Source organism: Microbacterium sp. MYb54, from assembly GCF_002979515.1.
Classification (GTDB): domain Bacteria; phylum Actinomycetota; class Actinomycetes; order Actinomycetales; family Microbacteriaceae; genus Microbacterium.
Genome location: NZ_PCPA01000001.1, coordinates 26,843 through 45,335, shown reverse-complemented (window position 1 = coordinate 45,335; position 18,493 = coordinate 26,843). Strand labels below are relative to the sequence as shown.

General features: G+C 67.7%; 17 protein-coding genes. 5 read left to right on the top strand and 12 right to left on the bottom strand.

Annotated features, from left to right (window positions below; translation table 11 throughout):
- Window positions 1-40: 40 nt before the first annotated feature.
- The 5 genes from atpB to prmC all read right to left on the bottom strand — a co-directional run bounded on the left by atpB (window position 41) and on the right by prmC (window position 4,293).
- Window positions 41-733, bottom strand: a complete 693-nt coding sequence (gene atpB / locus CQ040_RS00215) for a F0F1 ATP synthase subunit A (protein WP_258131209.1) — start codon at window positions 731-733, stop codon at window positions 41-43.
- Between the two features lie 237 nt (window positions 734-970).
- On the bottom strand, window positions 971-1,489 hold the full coding sequence (locus CQ040_RS00210; protein WP_105525615.1) for a hypothetical protein: 519 nt from the start codon (window positions 1,487-1,489) through the stop codon (window positions 971-973).
- Complete coding sequence (locus tag CQ040_RS00205) at window positions 1,489-2,658, bottom strand: MraY family glycosyltransferase (RefSeq protein ID WP_105525616.1); 1,170 nt, start codon at window positions 2,656-2,658, stop codon at window positions 1,489-1,491. Before CQ040_RS00205 ends, CQ040_RS00210 begins: the two co-directional genes overlap by 1 nt.
- Window positions 2,655-3,380, bottom strand: coding sequence for an L-threonylcarbamoyladenylate synthase (locus CQ040_RS00200; protein ID WP_105525617.1), 726 nt, complete (start codon window positions 3,378-3,380; stop codon window positions 2,655-2,657). The genes CQ040_RS00205 and CQ040_RS00200 overlap by 4 nt, the downstream gene beginning before the upstream one ends.
- A gap of 52 nt (window positions 3,381-3,432) precedes the next feature.
- On the bottom strand, window positions 3,433-4,293 hold the full coding sequence (prmC, locus tag CQ040_RS00195) for a peptide chain release factor N(5)-glutamine methyltransferase (RefSeq protein ID WP_105525618.1): 861 nt from the start codon (window positions 4,291-4,293) through the stop codon (window positions 3,433-3,435).
- Between the two features lie 100 nt (window positions 4,294-4,393).
- Between prmC and cysK the strand changes: the two genes are divergently transcribed.
- Together cysK and epsC are read left to right on the top strand one after the other, a co-directional pair.
- Window positions 4,394-5,332 carry a cysteine synthase A gene (cysK, locus tag CQ040_RS00190; protein ID WP_105525619.1) on the top strand — a complete coding sequence of 313 codons (939 nt, stop codon included), beginning with the start codon at window positions 4,394-4,396 and terminating at the stop codon, window positions 5,330-5,332.
- A gap of 8 nt (window positions 5,333-5,340) precedes the next feature.
- Entirely contained in the window at window positions 5,341-5,913 is a 573-nt protein-coding gene (gene epsC, locus CQ040_RS00185) for a serine O-acetyltransferase EpsC (RefSeq protein WP_105525620.1), read from the top strand.
- Window positions 5,914-5,932: 19 nt separating this feature from the next.
- Here the strand turns inward: epsC and CQ040_RS00180 are convergent, their stop codons facing one another.
- Together CQ040_RS00180 and CQ040_RS00175 are read right to left on the bottom strand one after the other, a co-directional pair.
- Entirely contained in the window at window positions 5,933-6,340 is a 408-nt protein-coding gene (locus CQ040_RS00180) for a phage holin family protein (RefSeq protein WP_181156906.1), read from the bottom strand.
- Window positions 6,341-6,371: 31 nt separating this feature from the next.
- Entirely contained in the window at window positions 6,372-7,916 is a 1,545-nt protein-coding gene (locus CQ040_RS00175; protein ID WP_105525621.1) for a CitMHS family transporter, read from the bottom strand.
- A 156-nt stretch (window positions 7,917-8,072) separates the two neighbouring features.
- On the opposite strand from CQ040_RS00175, the gene CQ040_RS00170 reads away from it, so the two are divergent.
- Window positions 8,073-9,719, top strand: coding sequence for a sensor histidine kinase (locus CQ040_RS00170; RefSeq protein ID WP_258131221.1), 1,647 nt, complete (start codon window positions 8,073-8,075; stop codon window positions 9,717-9,719).
- Window positions 9,716-10,369: a response regulator gene (locus CQ040_RS00165; RefSeq protein ID WP_105525623.1), complete on the top strand. Its 654-nt coding sequence runs from the start codon at window positions 9,716-9,718 to the stop codon at window positions 10,367-10,369. The genes CQ040_RS00170 and CQ040_RS00165 overlap by 4 nt, the downstream gene beginning before the upstream one ends.
- Window positions 10,370-10,390: 21 nt before the next feature.
- Here the strand turns inward: CQ040_RS00165 and prfA are convergent, their stop codons facing one another.
- The 5 genes from prfA to lysA form a co-directional block, all read right to left on the bottom strand.
- On the bottom strand, window positions 10,391-11,470 hold the full coding sequence (prfA, locus tag CQ040_RS00160; RefSeq protein WP_028502899.1) for a peptide chain release factor 1: 1,080 nt from the start codon (window positions 11,468-11,470) through the stop codon (window positions 10,391-10,393).
- Window positions 11,471-11,479: 9 nt separating this feature from the next.
- On the bottom strand, window positions 11,480-13,414 hold the full coding sequence (rho, locus tag CQ040_RS00155; RefSeq protein ID WP_258131210.1) for a transcription termination factor Rho: 1,935 nt from the start codon (window positions 13,412-13,414) through the stop codon (window positions 11,480-11,482).
- A 143-nt stretch (window positions 13,415-13,557) separates the two neighbouring features.
- Window positions 13,558-14,520, bottom strand: coding sequence for a homoserine kinase (gene thrB / locus CQ040_RS00150; protein WP_105525625.1), 963 nt, complete (start codon window positions 14,518-14,520; stop codon window positions 13,558-13,560).
- Between the two features lie 2 nt (window positions 14,521-14,522).
- On the bottom strand, window positions 14,523-15,827 hold the full coding sequence (locus CQ040_RS00145; protein ID WP_105525626.1) for a homoserine dehydrogenase: 1,305 nt from the start codon (window positions 15,825-15,827) through the stop codon (window positions 14,523-14,525).
- A 21-nt stretch (window positions 15,828-15,848) separates the two neighbouring features.
- Window positions 15,849-17,267, bottom strand: coding sequence for a diaminopimelate decarboxylase (lysA, locus tag CQ040_RS00140; RefSeq protein WP_105525627.1), 1,419 nt, complete (start codon window positions 17,265-17,267; stop codon window positions 15,849-15,851).
- A gap of 147 nt (window positions 17,268-17,414) precedes the next feature.
- Here lysA and CQ040_RS00135 point away from each other — a divergent pair, with 147 nt between their 5' ends.
- On the top strand, window positions 17,415-18,461 hold the full coding sequence (locus tag CQ040_RS00135) for a YihY/virulence factor BrkB family protein (RefSeq protein WP_105525628.1): 1,047 nt from the start codon (window positions 17,415-17,417) through the stop codon (window positions 18,459-18,461).
- Window positions 18,462-18,493 lie beyond the last annotated feature (32 nt).

Genomic DNA, 18,493 nt, shown 5'->3' with positions numbered 1-18,493 from the left:
TTTTTCCTTTCGTTGGGTGGGAAGGCTGATGCCTACCCGCTCAGTGCTCTTCTGCGACCGCGAGCTGGATGTAGACCGCGGTGAGGACGGTGAAGACGTATGCCTGGAGAACGGCGACCAGAATCTCGAAGAGAGTGAAGGCGCCGCCGAAGGCGAGGGTTCCGACACCGAGTGCGGCCCAGCCGCCGCCTGCGGTGAAGAAGAAGAACTGGGTCGCGGAGAACGCGAGGACCAGGATCATGTGCCCGACGACCAGGTTCATGAGAAGACGCAGCGTCAATGTGACGGGGCGCAGGATGAACGTCGAGATGAGCTCGATGATCGCCACGATCGGCAGCGCTGCCGCAGGAACACCCTGGGGGAACAGCGAGTTCTTGAAGAACTTGAAACCGTGGCGCTTCATGCCGGCGTAGATGAAGGTCACGTAGCTGACGACTGCGAGCGTGAGCGGAACGGCGACGATGGCCGTTCCCGGCATGTTCAGGAACGGGATGATCCCCGTGATGTTCATGAACAGGACCATGAAGAAGATCGTGGTCAGGATCGGCAGGAAGCGGTCGCCGTCCTTGCGCCCGAGCATGTCGTGGGCGACATTGGTCCGGACGAAGCCGAGCCCCATCTCGGTCAGGCTCTGGAAACGCCCCGGCACCACCTTCATGCGGCGGGTGCCGAGCCAGAGGAACAGCACCACGGCGATCACCGCGAGCAGCTGCACCAGATGGATCCGGTTCACAGGGATGGGTCCGACGTGGAAGAGGATCTCAGGGAAGAAATCGTCGATCGAAGGGCCGTGGAACTCGCCGTCGGAGGCGAGTCGGGGGGTCAGGGTCGCAGCAAGATTGAACAGCGCGGGCTCCAGCTTCGGGGCACCGGTCTAAACCGGGGCGACGATGGTCGGTGTGCTACACAGCGCAAGCGCTCGCGGGCGAGCGGCGGGCACGTTTCAACAGTATCAGAATCTGAGGGTCCCCTAAGACCGCGGGCCGCCGTCGACGGGTCCTTCTTCGATGTGATTCGCCGCACCGGGTGCCCGGTCTTCGGGAACCTCGGTCGGGAGCGAGATGTCGCTGACGTTCGGCAGGCGCATGCTGGTGAGCACGATCACATCGATTGCGAGCGACATCAGCACGCCCGCGACGATCGAGAGGAAGAACACCATCGGCTGCAGCCACGGCTGCCCGGCGAGCAGGATCATCGCGACGACGAAAAGCCCGAGCTTGAGCAGCCAGCCTCCGAGGACGATGGCGAAGAACAGCTGCACGTAGATCGGATCGCCGTACCAGCGATTGGCGATCAAGATGCTGGCGCCTGTGATGGAGAGGAAGAGTGCAGCCAGCAGCACGCCGAGCAGCCCGCTCACGAGCCCCTCACCCTGAGCGACGAGGAAGCCGATGCCACCGGCGACGACCGCGAGCACCACGGTGGCGACTCCGGACCAGATGAGGGTGCGGCGGAGGATCGGTGTACTGGAAACGGGGCTCGGGCTCATCAGGACTCCACGGGTGTCGGATCGGGTTCGGCATCCGCTGCGCTCTTACTGCGGCGGGTGGGGCTCAGCGTGACGACGAGGCAGGCGGCGATGCCCACGACCCCGAAGCCGACTCCCGGCAGATACTGACCGGGCCAGTCCTCCCGAGCACCGACATACATGAGCAGGACGGCAAGCGAGACGACCGCAGTCCAGGCGTAGAAGATGAGCACGGCGTCACGGTCGCGGTGTCCGAGATCGAGCATCCGGTGATGCAGGTGCTTCCGGTCGGGCGAGAACGGGGATCGTCCGGCGCTCATCCGTCGCAGCACTGCGAGCCCGAAGTCGAGAAGGGGCAGCAAGACGACGAGCAGGGGAAGCAGGATCGGCAGGAACGCACCCACCAGCTGCGAACGCCCGAGACGCTCGGGATCGAGGGCAGACGGGTCCATCTGCCCGGTGATCGCGATCGCCGACGTCGCCATCAGCAGACCGATCACCAGTGCTCCGGAGTCGCCCATGAACAGCTTCGCCGGGCTCCAGTTCAACGGGAGGAAACCGAGGCATGCCCCGATGAGGACGGCCGCGATGAACGTGGAGAGATTGAAGTAGCTGGAGGCGCCCGAGTCGCGCGTGAAGATGTAGGAGTACGCGAAGAAGACGCCGTTCGAGATCAGGCACACCCCCGCGACGAGTCCGTCGAGGCCGTCGATGAAATTCACCGCGTTCATCACGATGACGATCGCGAACATGGTGATGGTGATGCTCAGCCAGCTCGAGACCACGATCAGGTCACCGAACGGCAGCGACAGGATCTGCAGTCCGCCGCCGACCGTGATGATCCCGGCGGCAAGGAACTGGGCGCCCAGCTTGATCATCCAGTCGATGTCCCAGAGATCGTCCACCACGCCGATGATCGCGATCAGCAGTGAGGCTCCGAGGATCGACCACATGGTCTGCGGCGGGATCCAGATGCTCTGGAAGAAAGGGTTCAGGGCGGAGAACCCGAATGCTGCGGCGATGCCGAGGAAGATCGCGACACCGCCGAGGCGAGGCTTGGGAGTGGTGTGCACATCACGATCACGGATCGCGGGGTACAGCTTGAACCGGAGGCTCAGCTTCCACACCGCCCAGGTCAGCGCGAACGTGATCGCAGCGGTGAGGAGGATCGTGAAGAGATACTGCTTCACGAATCCCCGTCCTGCTCCTGCGCATGCTCGTGATCCGAGTGCTGCTCCTCGGGCTCGAGCAGATCGCCGAGCACCTCCTGCAGCTGTTCACGGGTCACTGCGCCTTCTCGGAGAATGCGCACGACCCCGGGTTCGGAATCCGCGCCCCGACGTACCAGAGAGGTCGCGTCGACGATGGTGGAGGCGATGCCGTCCTTGCTCAGACCGTCGGCGAGGTAGACCGCGACGCTGTCGCCCAGCATCTTCTCGGCGTCCAGGGCCGAGATGGCGGCGGCCTGGCCGGTGAGGTTCGCACTGGAGACGGCGAGCGGACCGGTCTCGGCCAGCAGTTCGAGGGCGACGCGTCCTTCCGGCATCCGGACCGCCACGGTTCCGAGGGTCTCCCCGAGGTCCCACACCAGCGAGGGCTGCGCGGGAACCACGATCGTGAGTCCGCCCGGCCAGAACGCCTCTACGAGACGCTCCACCGGCTCGGGAACGGACTCGGCCAGGGCAGCGAGCGTCTCCTTCGTGCCGATCAGCACGGGCGGCGGCTGATCGCGACCTCGGCCCTTCGCGTCCAGCAGCCGCTGGACGGCGGTCGCGGAGAAGGCGTCGGCAGCGACGCCGTACACCGTGTCTGTGGGGATGACGATGAGGTCGCCACGGCCGATCGCCTGGCGCGCGTGGCGCATGCCGGCGAGCAGCTGCGACTCGTCGCTGCAGTCGAAGATGGTTGACATGACGGTTCGATTCTATGCGGCACGGATGATGCGGATGCTCTGAGTCAGCTGATCAGGGTCGGAGCGCGGTGGTGGTGCGATCCCGCGAGGTCAGGTCGCGATGCGTCGACGCCGCACGCCAGCCGTCTGCGGTGAGGATCTCCCTGATCGATTCCCCCTGCAGTTCGCCGTGCTCGATGACGAGCAGACCACCGGAGCGCAGCAAGCGCAGAGCCCGCGAACTGAGGACCCGCACGATGTCGAGGCCGTCCTCTCCCCCGTACAGCGCCATGGCCGGGTCGAAGAGCCGCACCTCGGGATCGCGCGGGATGGCGGCATCCGGCACGTACGGCGGATTCGAGATGACCACGGATGCCGTGCCGTCGAGCTCGGGGAATGCCTCGCCGAGGTCCGAAAGGATGAGCGTGAGGTTCTCGACCCCCTCGACGTTCCGGCTGGCCCAGGCATGAGCGTCTTCGGAGAGTTCAGCGGCGAAGATGCGCGCGTGCGGCACCTCGGTGGCCATCGCGAGGGCTATCGCGCCACTCCCGGTGCCGAGATCGACGCCGATCGGTGCGGGTTCGGCCGAGTTCAGCAGTTCGTCGATCGCGTACTGCACGACGGTCTCGGTCTCGGGCCGCGGCACGAAGACTCCGGGACCCACCGACAGCTCGAGATGCCGGAACGGTGCGGTGCCGGTGATGTGCTGCAACGGCTCTCGCGCCGCCCGCCTGTCCACCAGGGCGTCCAGTGTCGCAGCAGCCTCGTCGTCGATGCCGTCGCCGCGGATGATCGCCGCTTGAATCTCGCCCCGACGGTGGCCGAGCACGTGACCTGCGAGAAGTTCGGCGTCGACGAGTGGATCCGGGACTCCGGCGTCAGCCAGGCGCTGCGCCGTCGAGCGGACGACCGCGGCGAGGGAGTTGTCAGACATGGGTTCAAGCGTAGAGTGCGAGCAGCCGTCACAAAGCCTCCTCCATAGGTCCCCTCCCCTAGGCTGGTCCGGCAGCGACCCCCGCACAGGAAGGCTCCTCATGCCCGGTATCCACTCCGACATCACGACCGCTTTCGGCAACACGCCGCTCGTTCGCCTGAACCGGGTGACCGAGGGCCTCGGGGCCACCGTTCTCGCCAAGCTCGAGTACTACAACCCGGCCTCGAGCGTGAAGGACCGAATCGGCATCGCGATGATCAATGCCGCCGAGGCATCGGGCGAGCTCCTCCCCGGGGGAACGATCGTGGAGTCGACCAGCGGCAACACCGGAATCGCCCTCGCGATGGTCGGCGCCGCACGCGGCTACCGGGTCATCCTGACGATGCCCGCCTCGATGTCGAAGGAGCGTCGGATCCTGCTGAAGGCGTTCGGCGCGGAGATCGTGCTCACCGACCCCACCAAGGGCATGAGCGGGGCGATCGAGGAGACCAAGCGCATCGTCGCCGAGACTCCTGGTGCGATCTGGATCCGCCAGTTCGAGAACGCAGCGAACCCCCAGATCCACCGCGAGACCACGGCGCAGGAGATCCTCCGCGACACCGACGGCGCCGTCGACATCCTCGTGGCCGGCGTCGGCACCGGCGGAACCGTGACAGGCACCGGCCAGGCGCTCAAGGCCGCGAAGCCCGGCGTCCAGGTGATCGCCGTGGAGCCCAAGGACTCCCCCGTCCTCACCGAGGGACACCCCGGCCCGCACAAGATCCAGGGCATCGGCCCGAACTTCGTCCCCGACGTGCTCGACCGCGAGGTGCTCGACGAGATCCTCACCGCCGAGTTCGACGAGTCCATCCGTGTCGCGCGTGAGCTCGCAGCCAAGGAGGGCCTGCTCGTCGGCATGTCGTCCGGTGCGGCCGTCGCCGCCGCGCTGAAGGTCGCGGCCCGTCCCGAGAACGCCGGCAAGACGATCGTCGTCATCATCCCCGACACCGGTGAGCGCTACCTCTCCACCGCGCTGTTCGAGGACCTGCGCGAAAGCTGAGACCGTCGATGGGCATGATCGGGCGAATGCGCGAGGACATCGCGGCGGCTCGCCTCAGGGATCCGGCCGCGCGCAGCGGCGTCGAGGTCGCTCTGCTGTACCCCGGACTGCACGCCATCTGGGCGCACCGCATCTCGCACGCGCTCTGGCGCCGTCGCCTGCGCCTGCTCGCACGTGCGGGGTCGCAGGTCTCGCGCTGGCTGACCGGGATCGAGATCCACCCCGGCGCGCGGATCGGCCGACGCTTCTTCATCGACCACGGCATGGGCGTGGTTATCGGCGAGACCGCAGTGGTGGGTGACGACGTGATGCTCTACCACGGCGTCACGCTCGGCGGACGCACACGAACGTCGGGCAAACGGCATCCCACGCTCGGAAACGGGGTGGCCGTGGGCGCCGGCGCGAAGATCCTCGGCCCCATCACGATCGGGGCAGGCTCCGTGGTCGGTGCGAATGCGGTGGTCACTCGTGATGCCCCGGCCGACAGCATCCTCGTCGGAGTCCCGGCGAAGCCGCGTCATCGCACGGTCGGCGAGGACACCAGGGCCCTGCTCACCGCGCCGGACCACTACGCGATCTGAGCAGGCCGGAGCCAGAGGCCTACTTGCGTGCGGCCTTGACCGACTCGACCTTCTTGCGAAGGAAGATGAGCGGGAGAAGGACGCTGCCGAGGGCCGTGATCAGCCACACGATGACCGACCCGAGCAGCCAGCCGGTCAGGTCGGTGATCCGCAGTCCTCCGATGGGCAGCAGCACGACGATGATGAGGGAGATGAGCGTCGAGAAGATCCCGATGCCGCCCATCAGCACCGGTGCGTAGCGAGTGGCGATCTTGCCCACCCAGGGCGAGAGCACGCTCTGCAGGATCGCGAAGATCAGGATGCAGATGACGAAGCCCCACCACTTGTCCCACTCGATCTCGAAACCATCGAGCAGGAGGTCTGCGGCGATCAGGCCGAGACCGGCGGACACGACGTACATCAGGCCGCGGAACAGAAGTGTGATCACGGGCTGAGCATATCGCCCCGCATGCCGAGACTCACTGCGCCACGAAGAACGGGACGGCGCCGGTCAGGATGCCGACGGCGAGCATGACCAGCGACACGATCACCGCACGCCACAGCACCTTGCGGTGGTGGTCACCCAGGTTCACGCTCGCAAGCGAGACCAGGAGCAGGATCGCCGGGACGAGCGGACTCTGCAGATGCACCGGCTGACCGGTGATCGATGCCCTCGCCATCTCGACCGGGTCGATGCCGAAGCTCGCCGCACTCTGCGCGAGCACGGGGAGGATGCCGAAGTAGAACGCGTCGTTCGACATGAAGAAGGTGAACGGGATCGACAGGACACCCGTGATCGGGGCGAGGAACGGGCCGAGCGCCGGCGGGAGCACGTTCGTGATCCAGGTCGCCATCGCATCGACCATCCCCGTACCGGTGAGCACGCCGACGAGAACTCCGGCTGCGATGACCATGGAGACGACACCCACGATGCTCGGTGCGTGCGCAACGATCTCCGACGCCTGATCCTTGATGCCCCGGAAGTTGATGACCAGCGCGATGCCGGCACCCACCATGAACACGTAGGGCAGCGGGAGGATGTCGAGCACCAGGAGCACCATCACTGCGACCGTGAGCACCAGGTTGAACCAGATGAGCTTCGGGCGGAGGGTAGGGCGAGCAGGATCCAGCATCGTGTCTGCCATCGCGGTGTCGGCGGGATCGACGTTCGCCGCTGAGACCGGAGCGTGTCCACCGGCGACGACCACGAGGTTGCCCGTGCGCAGCGAGGCACGCGCGCCCGGCTTGGGCTCAGCGCCCCGGAAGATCTTCGGCACCGTCGACAGGGAGCCGCCGTCGGCACCCGCGAGCAGCCCATCGGATCCGAGGCGACCGAGTCGACGGCGCTCCTGGAGTCCCAGAATCCACGCGAAGCCGAGCGTCACGATGAGACCTGCCCCGAGTGCAGGCAGCATCGGCACGAAGATGTCGGTCGGCTGCAACCCGAGAGCGGTCGCTGCGCGCACGGTGGGACCGCCCCAGGGCACGATGTTCAACGTGCCGTTCATGAGGCCGGCCACACACGTGAGCACGACCGGGCTCATGCCCAGACGGAGGTAGATGGGCAGCATCGCCGAGGTGGTGATGATGAACGTCGTCGAACCGTCACCGTCGAGCGAGACGGCACCGGCGAGGATCGCCGTTCCGAGCACGACCTTCGCCGGATCGTCTCCGAGCAGACGGGTGATCAACCTGATGAGCGGGTCGAACAGCCCGACGTCGATCATGATGCCGAAGAACATGATCGCGAACATCAGCAACGCCGCGGTCGGCGCCATCGTGCCGATCGAGTCGAGGATCATGTCACCGAGGCCGAGGCCTGCCCCGGCGAAGAGTCCGAACGCGGTCGGAACGAGGATCAGGGCGACCATGGGCGTGAGGCGCTTCGTCATGATGAGCGTCATGAACGCGAGGACCATCGTGAACCCGAGGAGCACCAGCACCCACTCTGGCGGCACGAACGCCACATCGTACGTCGGCGCCTCTTCGGCGGCCGCGAACAGGCCTGTGAGTGCAGCGGGCATGCATTGACTCCTTCGTCATCGCTCCGTCGTCGACGACGGATCCCGATGAGACTAGGCAATCCACGAGCTCCGGGTGCGGTATCCCGCATTCACGGCGCTTGTGCGCGTAGCGTGAGTTCTGCGCATATTGCGCACGGAAGGAGCACGGTGTCAGAGATGACCACGACCAGGCCGCGGTTCGCCACGCGCGCGCTGCTGCTGCACCTCGCCACCGTCGCACTCGTCGTCGCGCTCTGCACCGGCGTCTATCTGCTGCTCACCGTCCAGCAGTTGCGGGCCGAGGCAGAATCCACCGCTCTGGGCATCGCCAGAACCGTGGCGGAGGACCCACAGGTGCGCGCCGAAGTCACCCGCATCTCCGCCTCGGACAGCGAGCCCGATGCCGATGCACTCCGCGACGGCAGCCTGCAACGCATCTCCACCGATGTCACCTCGCGCACGGGGGCGCTTTTCGTCGTGATCACCGACGACAACGGCATCCGCCTCTCCCATCCCACACCTTCACGCATCGGCGAGGAGGTGAGCACCCCGTACGAGGAGGTGCTCGCAGGCGCCGAGGTCGTCGACTGGCAGACCGGCACGCTCGGCGAGTCCGCACGGGCGAAGGTCCCGGTCCGCGACGACGCGGGGACTCCGGTCGGCGAGGTCAGTGTCGGGTTCGAACGGGCCGGAGTCTTCGATGACCTCCCGCCTCTGCTCGCCGTGATCGGCTGCACGGCGATCGGCGCGCTGGGGCTGGCTTTCCTTGCGTTCCTCCTGCTGCGGCGTCGCTGGGAGCGGCTGACTCTCGGAGTCCAACCGGAAGAGCTCGTGGCACTGGTGCAGAACCAGACCGCGGTGCTCGACGGAGTGGACGACGGAGTGATCGCCATCGACACGCAAGGGGTGGTGCGGGTGAGCAATGCCGCCGCCGATCGCCTGCTCGGCCTCGACGACCCCGTGGGCCGCCCCCTCGACGCCCTCAGTCTTCCCGCGGCCGTGCTCGCTGCCGCGCGTGGAGCGATCACGCGCTCCAATGCAATCGTCGGCGACCGGATGCTCTATCTCGACTCGCGTCCTGTGGTGCGCCAGGGCCTCGCGCTCGGTGATGTGCTGATCGTGCGAGATCGCACCGACCTCGTCGCTCTGACGGAGCGCCTGGAGACCGTCCGGACCATGACCGCGGCGTTGCGCGTGCAGCGGCACGAGTTCGCGAACCGCATGCATGTCGCGGCCGGACTCATCGATGCCGACCGGATATCGGATGCTCGCGCCTTCCTCGGCGAGCTCGTGGAACGCGGCTCAGTCGCCTTTCCGGTCTCGGGTCTCCACCTCCTCGGCGATCCGTTCCTGCACTCCTTCCTCGGTGCCAAGGGTGTGGAGGCGAGTGAGCGAGGGGTCGCGCTGCGGATCGCGGAGGACACCCAGCTGATCGGGAGTGTGATCGAAGCGGAAGACGTCGCGGCCGTTCTCGGCAATCTCGTCGACAATGCCGTCACTGCGGCCGTATCGGGTGGCCGAGAACCGCGCTGGGTGGAGGTCGCGGTGCTGGACGACGGAGATGCGCTCGTGTTCACCGTCTCCGACTCGGGAGCCGGTCTCGGTGAGACCGACCAGGCAGCAACCGGACGAGCGGATGACGATACCGCTGATCGCGTGCACGGGCATGGGATCGGCCTGCCCCTCGCCACGGAGATCGCCCGCCGGAGCGGAGGCGATCTCTGGGTGATCGATCCGGGCGGTGACGACCATGGCGCTGTCTTCGCCGCCCGGATCGGCGGAGCCGTCGACCTGTCTCACCGCGAGAAGAAGGAGAAGAAATGACCGAGCCCCTCCGCGCGCTCATCCTCGACGATGATTTCCGCGTCGCGCAACTGCACCAGGACATCGTCGACGATCACCCTGGCTTCACGGTGACCGAGACGGTGCGCTCGCTGGCCGAGGCTCGGGAGAGCATCCGCTCCTCGCGTCCCGACCTCCTCATCGCGGATGTCTTCCTCCCTGACGGGGACGGCATCGCACTGGTGCGTGACTCCGGAGTCGACGCGATCCTCATCTCGGCGGCCGACGATGCCCCGACAGTGCGCCGAGCGCTGAGGTCCGGTGCGGTGGGCTATCTCGTGAAGCCGTTCGAGCGGAGAGCTCTGTCAGGACTCCTCGACCGGTATTCGCGCTATCGCAACCTCCTCGCCGGCGACCGTCCTCTCCACCAGGAAGACGTCGACAGGGCGCTCGCGATCCTGCACGGTGCGGGCGAGCCGGTATCGATGTCGCGCTCGGCGACGGAGCAGCTCGTGCTCGCCGCGCTCGGCGACGGGGAGGCCTCGGCGGCAGAGGTCGGCGAACGCGTCGGCATCTCGCGGGCGACTGCACAGCGGCATCTGGCCGCGTTGGCGGCCAGGACCATCGTGGAGGTACGGCTCAACTACGGCGCGACCGGACGCCCCGAGCATCGGTACGCAGCGCGCACCTGAGCCGAAGCGACGACGTCCTCGTCAGGAATCGGACCCGACCGCGGCGAGACGTGCTTCCTCGTCGGTCGTGATCGCGCTCTCGATCAGCGGATCGAGTGCCCCGTCCATAACCTGGTCGAGGTTGTAGGCCTTGAAGCCGGTGCGGTGATCCGCGATCCGATTCTCCGGGAAGTTGTAGGTGCGGATGCGCTCGGAGCGATCCATGCCGCGGATCTGCGACCGACGAGCGTCGGATGCCGCAGCGTCGAGTTCCTCCTGCTGCCTCGCGAGCAGGCGGGCACGCAGCACGCGCATACCGGCTTCACGGTTCTGCAGCTGAGACTTCTCGTTCTGCATGGAGACCACGATGCCGGTGGGCACGTGCGTGATGCGCACGGCGGAGTCGGTCGTGTTCACCGACTGGCCGCCGGGCCCGGACGAGCGGAAGACGTCGATCTTGAGATCGTTCTGGTCGATCTGGATCTCTTCCGGCTCATCGACCTCGGGGAACACCAGTACACCGGTGGTGGACGTGTGGATGCGGCCCTGCGACTCCGTGGCCGGCACACGCTGCACGCGGTGCACTCCGCCTTCGTACTTCAGGTGCGCCCAGACTCCTTGGGCCGGGTCGGACGACGAGCCCTTGATCGCGACCTGTACATCCTTGTAGCCGCCGAGGTCGGACTCGTTGCGCTCCAGCAGCTCGGTCTTCCAGCCCTTGGAGGCTGCGTACTGGATGTACATGCGCAGCAGATCGGCGGCGAACAGTGCGGACTCCGCACCGCCCTCCCCCGCCTTGATCTCCATGATCACGTCACGGGCATCATCCGGGTCGCGAGGGATCAGCAGACGGCGCAGACGCTCCTGAGAGTGCTGCAGCTCCTCCTCCATCGCCGGGATCTCCGCGGCGATCGACTCATCCTCGCGAGCGAACTCGCGCGCCGTCTCGAGGTCATCGGTCGCGGCGACCCAGGCCTCGTACGCGGCGACGATCCGCGACAGCTCGGCGTAGCGACGATTGACGCGCTTCGCTCGGGCGGCGTCGGCGTGCACCGCCGGGTCGGAGAGTTCCTCCTGCACCCGGCGATGCTCGTCGATCAGAGTCTGGACGGACTCGAACACGTCAGCGGCTCAGCGGATGTTGTTGTCGTGCCCGTGCGCGCCCGAGGGGAGCGTGGGGATCGACTTCTGCATCTGCACGAGGAACTCGACGTTCGAGTTGGTCTCCTTGAGCTTGCCGAGCACGACCTCGAGGGCCTGCTGCTGGTCGAGGCCGGCGAGGGCGCGACGCAGCTTCCACGTGATCTTGACCTCGTCGGCCGAGAGCAGCATCTCTTCGCGGCGGGTGCTGGACGCGTTCACGTCGACCGCCGGGAAGATGCGCTTGTCGGCGAGGGCACGGGACAGGCGAAGCTCGCTGTTACCGGTGCCCTTGAACTCCTCGAAGATGACCTCGTCCATCTTGGAGCCGGTCTCGACCAGCGCCGTGGCGAGGATCGTGAGGGATCCGCCGTTCTCGATGTTGCGCGCAGCACCGAAGAAGCGCTTGGGCGGATACAGCGCCGAAGCGTCGACTCCACCGCTGAGCACGCGGCCGGAAGCGGGAGCCGCGAGGTTGTATGCCCGGCCGAGACGCGTGATCGAGTCGAGCAGCACGACGACGTCGCGACCGAGCTCGACGAGACGCTTCGCGCGCTCGATGGCGAGCTCGGCGACCGTGGTGTGGTCTTCTGCCGGACGGTCGAATGTCGAGGCGATGACCTCGCCCTTGACCGAGCGCTCCATGTCGGTGACCTCTTCGGGGCGCTCGTCGACGAGCACGACCATGAGGTGGACCTCGGGGTTGTTCTGGGCGATCGCGTTGGCGATCTGCTGCAGGACGATGGTCTTGCCGGCCTTGGGCGGCGCGACGATGAGACCGCGCTGGCCCTTGCCGACCGGGGCGACCAGATCGATGATGCGCTGCGTCAGCTTCTCGGGCGCCGTCTCCATGCGCAGGCGCTCCTGCGGGTAGAGCGGGGTGAGCTTGCCGAACTCCACGCGGGTGGCCGCGTCGTCGATCGAGAGGCCGTTGATCGAGTCGACCTTGACGAGGGCGTTGTACTTCTGGCGGCCCTGCTGCTCGCCCTCACGGGGCTGCTTGATGGAGCCGACGACCGCGTCGCCCTTGCGGAGGTTGTACTTCTTGACCTGTCCGAGCGAGACGTAGACGTCGCTGGGGCCGGCGAGGTAGCCGGTCGTGCGGACGAAGGCGTAGTTGTCGAGGACGTCGAGGATGCCGGCGATCGGGATCAGGACATCGTCCTCGCCGATCTCGGTGTCGAACTCGTCGGTCGGAACCCCGGTGCGGCGCTTGTTGCGCTGACGGTTGCGGTTGTTGCCACCGGCCTGGTCGTCGTCGGCTGCGGGCTGAGCCTGCTGCTGCTCCTGCGCCGCGCCGTTCTGTCCGCGTCCGCGGTTGCGGCTGCGGCTGCGGTTGCGACCGCGGCCACCCTGCTCCTCGCCACCTTCGGACGAGTCGGAGTCACCGCTCTGCTGAGCCTCGGCGGGCGCGGCGTCTGAGGTGGACTCCGCGGCCGGCTCGGCGGCGGGCGCCTCGGCGTCTGCCGCAGGCTTCTGTGCACCACGACGGCCACGGCCGGTCGACTTGGGGGCGGTTTCCGCCGGAGCTTCGGTCACGGCCTCGGCTGCAGGCGCTTCCGCGGGAGCGGCCTCAGCGGCAGGAGCCTCGGCATCCGCCTTCTTCGCACGGCTGCGACGAGGGGCCTTCGCCTTCGGGGCGGCTTCCGTCGCCTCAGCGCCCGCCGGAGCGGACGCGGGGGCTGCCGTTTCAGGTGCGGCGTCGGACTTCGGCGCTGCCTTCTCAGCCTTGTCGGCCTTCGCGGCCTCGGCTTTCTCGGCCTTCGCCGCCGCCGTTGCGGTGCTCGCACGACGCGGTGCGCGCTTGCGCGGCGGGGCGGCCTCGGTCGTCGATGCTGCAGCTGACGCAGGCGCTTCGGCTGCAGGAGCCGACTGGTCGTTCTGGGTCTCGGAGAGGTTCTCCACGAGTACTCCCTTATATGTCATGGGGAATGAGCGTTGAACGCACACAACGGGTGCTGCGCGCGATCGCACGGGCTGACGCTCTGCGCCAGCCAGCCTTGGCACGTGTGCCACAGGGATTTGCGTGCGGGTCTTGCAAGAGTTGCAATGGGGCCAGATTCACGTAGTTACGTGGAGCCCTCCGCTCGAGTCCCCACTGTACCACCACGGACGTCGACTGCGAGCAGGAGCGCCTCCCACGGGGTGTCGGTGACTCGATCGGCAAGCTCGACCGCATCCTGGCGGCTGCCAGGACCGTCGGCGAGTACGAGCACGCTGGGGCCGGCGCCGGAGACGACCGCTGCGAAGCCCGCCGCGCGCAGCGCCTGAACGAGTCGCTGCGTCTCGGGCATGGCACCTGCCCGGTAGTCCTGGTGAAGCCGGTCGGCGGTCGCATCGAGCAGAAGCTCGGGGCTCTGCATCAGGGCCGCGATCAGCAGTGCGGAGCGGGACACGTTGAACACCGCATCAGCGGTCGAGACCTGCGGCGGCTGCAGCGACCGCGCCTGCGACGTCGACATCGTGTACGCAGGGACGAGCACCAGCGGCGACACGCCACGGTGCACGAGGAGCTTCTTGTGCTGCGCTCCGCGTTCTGACATCCAGGCGATGGTCAGGCCGCCGAACAGGGCAGGTGCCACGTTGTCGGGGTGCCCTTCGAGCTCAGTCGCGAGGCGGAGAAGGTCGGTGTCGCCGATCTCCACGTCGCCTTCGAGCAGGCCCTTCGCCGCGAGGACTCCAGCCGCCACGGCAGCCCCCGACGAGCCGAGACCGCGACCGTGCGGCACGCCGTTCTCGGCGACGATCCGCAGACCGGGAACCGGGCGCCCCACGTCGGCGAAGACGTGGGCGATCGTACGGACGATCAGGTTCGAGCCGTCGCGCGGGATCTCGGTCGCGCCGGAACCGGTCACCTCGATCTCGAGTTCTCCCGGAGGCAGTGCCGTGACCTGAAGAGTGTCGTAGATGCTGAGCGCCAGGCCGAGCGTGTCGAACCCCGGACCGAGATTCGCGCTCGTCGCGGGGACTCGCACCTCGACGGTTCGTCCTTCGACGGCACGGCCCTCGGCAGGGACGAGAGCCGCTGTCATCGTCACTCGCCTTCCACCCGGAGCACCGAGACCACGCGGGCGACGACCGCGCTGTCGGCCAGTGCCTCGACGGTGGCGCTGAGCGCCTGCTCGGTCGCGCGGTGGGTGCCGATGATCAGGCGGGCCGTCGGCTCGTCCTCACCTTCGACGGTCTGCACGACGGTCGCAACCGAGACGCCGCCATCGCTGAGGGTCCCGGCGACGGTGGCGAGCACGCCGGGCGCATCCGCGACCTCGAGCGTGATCTGGTAGCGCGTGGTGACGTGCCCGATCGGCACGACCGGGAGGTTCGCCCTGGTGGACTCCCCCACCCCGACGCCGCCGGCGATGTGGCGACGAGCGGCCGAGACCACGTCGCCGAGCACGGCGGATGCGGTCTGCACGCCACCGGCGCCTGCACCGTAGAACATCAGAGAACCGGCGGCCTCGGCTTCGACGAAGACGGCGTTGTTGGCGCCGTGCACGGATGCGAGAGGATGCGACGTCGGCACCAGCGCCGGGTACACCCGCACCGAGATCGACTCGGCACCGTTCGCCTCGATGCGCTCGCACACGGCGAGCAGCTTGATCACGAAGCCCGCGGCGCGCGCCTCCTCGATCATGGATGCCGTGATCGAGGTGATGCCCTCGCGGTACACGGCCTCGAGCGGCACGGCGGTGTGGAAGGCGAGGCTCGCGAGGATCGCCGCCTTCTGCGCGGCGTCATAGCCCTCGACATCGGCGGTCGGGTCGGCCTCGGCATAGCCGAGCCGCTGGGCATCGGCGAGCACATCGGCGAAGTCGGCGCCCTCGGTGTCCATCCGGTCGAGGATGTAGTTCGTCGTGCCGTTCACGATGCCCATGATGCGCACCACCCGGTCGCCGGCGAGCGAGTCGCGCAGCGGGCGGATGATCGGGATCGCCCCCGCGGCAGCGGCTTCGTAATAGACGGACGCGCCAACACGATCTGCGGCCTCGAACAGCTCGGGGCCGTGCGTCGCCAGCAGCGCCTTGTTGGCCGTGACGACGTCGGCGCCGGAGCCGATCGCCTGCAGGATGCTCGTACGCGCCGGCTCGATGCCACCGATGAGCTCGATCACGATGTCGGCACCCAGGATCAGCGACTCGGCGTCGGTGGTGAAGAGCTCCTTGGGCAGGTCGACGTCACGCGGAGCATCGACGTCGCGCACAGCGATGCCGGCGAGTTCCAGTTCAGCGCCGGCACGGTCGGCGAGTTCGTCACCGTGTCGCAGCAGGAGCGCCGCGACCTGAGAGCCGACCGCTCCGGCACCCAGCAGTGCCACGCGAAGTCGTCGGTAATCAGTCATGGTTGCTCCTTCGGAGGTGGGTCATTGGTCTCCCTCAGGGGCATACGCCCCGTCGATGCCCGCGTCACGGGCCAGCACGTCGTCGATGGTCTCGCCACGGACGATGACCGCCGAGCGTCCGTTGCGGACGGCGACGACTGGCGGACGCGGAACGTGGTTGTAGTTGCTGGACAGCGAGACGCAGTACGCGCCGGTCGCCGGTACGGCGAGCAGATCGCCGGGCACGAGGTCTTCCGGCAGGTACTCGTGGTCGACCACGATGTCGCCGGACTCGCAGTGCTTGCCGACCACACGGCTGAGACGAGGCTCGCCCCCTCCGACGCGCGAAGCGAGTCGTGCGGAGTACTGCGCGCCGTACAGAGCCGGGCGCGCGTTGTCACTCATTCCGCCGTCGACGCTGATGTAGCGGCGCACTGCGCCGGAATCGATCGTCACGTCCTTGGTGGTGCCGACCTCGTAGATCGTGACACCGGCCGTGCCGACGATGGCGCGACCGGGCTCGAACGACAGCGCGGGAACGGGGATGCCCCGGGCGGCGCAGTCCTCCGCCACCGCGGTGATGATCGCGCCCGCGAGTTCCTCGATCGGTGTCGGGTCGTCGACGCGCGTGTAGGCGATGCCGAATCCGCCGCCGAGGTTGAGCTGCGGCACGGGACCGCCTTCGAGCAGCGACGCGTGCAGGTCGAGCACGCGGGAGGCTGATTCTCGGAAGCCGGCGACACCGAAGATCTGTGAGCCGATGTGGCAGTGCAGACCGGCGAACACCAGGTCGGGGATCTCGCGGATGCGTGCGACCGCCTTCTCGGCCTCCGGAAGGGGGAAGCCGAACTTCTGGTCTTCGTGAGCGGTGGCGAGGAAGTCGTGGGTCTCGGCATGGACACCACTGATCACGCGCACCATCACGCGCTGCGTGGCTCCGGTGCGGGCTGTGATCGCCGCGAGCCGCTCGATCTCGATGGCGCTGTCGACGATGATCGTGCCGACGCCGACCTCGACAGCCCGCTCCAGCTCGGTGACCGACTTGTTGTTGCCGTGGAAGCCGATGGAGTCCGCTGCGACTCCGGCTGCGAGGGCGACGGCGAGTTCTCCCCCGGTGCAGACGTCGACGCGCAGACCCTCATCGACCACCCAGCGCGCGACCGTCGTGCAGAGGAACGCCTTGCCCGCGTAGTACACCTGGGCCGTGGTGCCGTTCTCTGCCGCGGCCCTGTCGAAAGCGAGCCGGAACTGCCGCGCGCGACAACGCACCTCGTCTTCGTCGAGTACGAGCAGCGGCGTGCCGTAGGTGCGTGCGAGCGTGGCGGCACTGACACCTGCGATGTCGAGAGCGCCGTCGGCGTCGCGCACCGCGGAGGCGGGCCAGACGCCGTCGGCGAGATCGTTCGCGTCATCGGGGACGGCGAGCCATTCCGGAGCGAGCGAATCGGCAGGGAGAAGCACTGATCACCAATCGTGGGAAGGACCTCGGGCGGGGCGTGCACATCGAGGCTGACCCGATTCTAGGGCACCACCCGGATCACCTTGGCCAGGGTGACGCGCGGCGTCAAGCCCCTGCATCCGTCGGCGCACGCCTCCTAGGGTGGGGGCGTGGCGAACACCGAAACACCGACAGACTCCCCCGCACGTCCCGGGCTCGTTCCGCGCATCACCGGACCGGTCATCGCATGGGCCCTCGCGCGACGCCCGGTACGCTCTGCCCTGCTGTACACCGAACGACGCGGCCCCATGCTCGCCGACAGCGTCACCTACCGCGCGCTCTTCAGCGTCTTCGCCGGCGTGCTGCTGGGCTTCTCCATCGCCGCGCTGTGGCTCGCCGGGAACCCGGTCGCGTGGCAGGCGATCATCGACGCCGTGCAGTCTGCGGTGCCTGGACTCATCGGCGAGGGCGGAGTGATCGATACGAAAGACCTCCGTGCGCCGGCGTCGCTGTCGATCGCCGGGATCGTGTCGCTCATCGCCCTCGTGGGGTCGGCCCTCGGCGCCATCGGCTCTCTGCGCACAGCGGTGCGCGTGCTCGCCGGCACCGTGCAGGACGACATCCTGTGGATCTGGGTGATCGTCCGCAACCTCGCTCTCGCCCTCGGTATCGGCCTCGCTTTCGTGGCCTCGGCCTTCCTCACCTTCGCCGGGCAGCTCGGTGTCGCCTGGATCACCGACCTGCTCGGTCTTCCCGCCGACTCCCCCGCCGCGGCGTGGACCGTGCGTCTACTGTCGCTCGTCGTCGTGTTCGCGCTCGATACCGTGATCATCATCGGCGTGTTCCGCCTTCTCTCCGGCCTGCGCCCCTCGACGCGTTCTCTGTGGTCGGGCGCGCTGCTCGGCGCCCTCGGGCTTCTGGCGCTGCAGGAGCTGTCCGGTCTGTTCGTGGGCGGCGCGACGAGCAACCCGCTTCTCGCGTCGTTCGCGTCGCTGCTCGCGCTGCTGATCTGGCTGAACTTCTCAGCTCAGGTGATGCTGTTCGCCTGCGCCTACATAGTGACTGCCGAGGAGGAGAAGTCAGATCGGGTGCACGCCCGTTTCGCGGCGACGACGTTCCCGCAGCGCCGGCTGCAGCGCGCCGAGGTCGAGGTGCGGATCGCGACGGCGGAGCTCCGTGCCGCGCAGAAGGCGGCGTCAACCGAAGGCTCGCCCTGACCCACCCACTCCCGTTATGACCGAATCGGGTA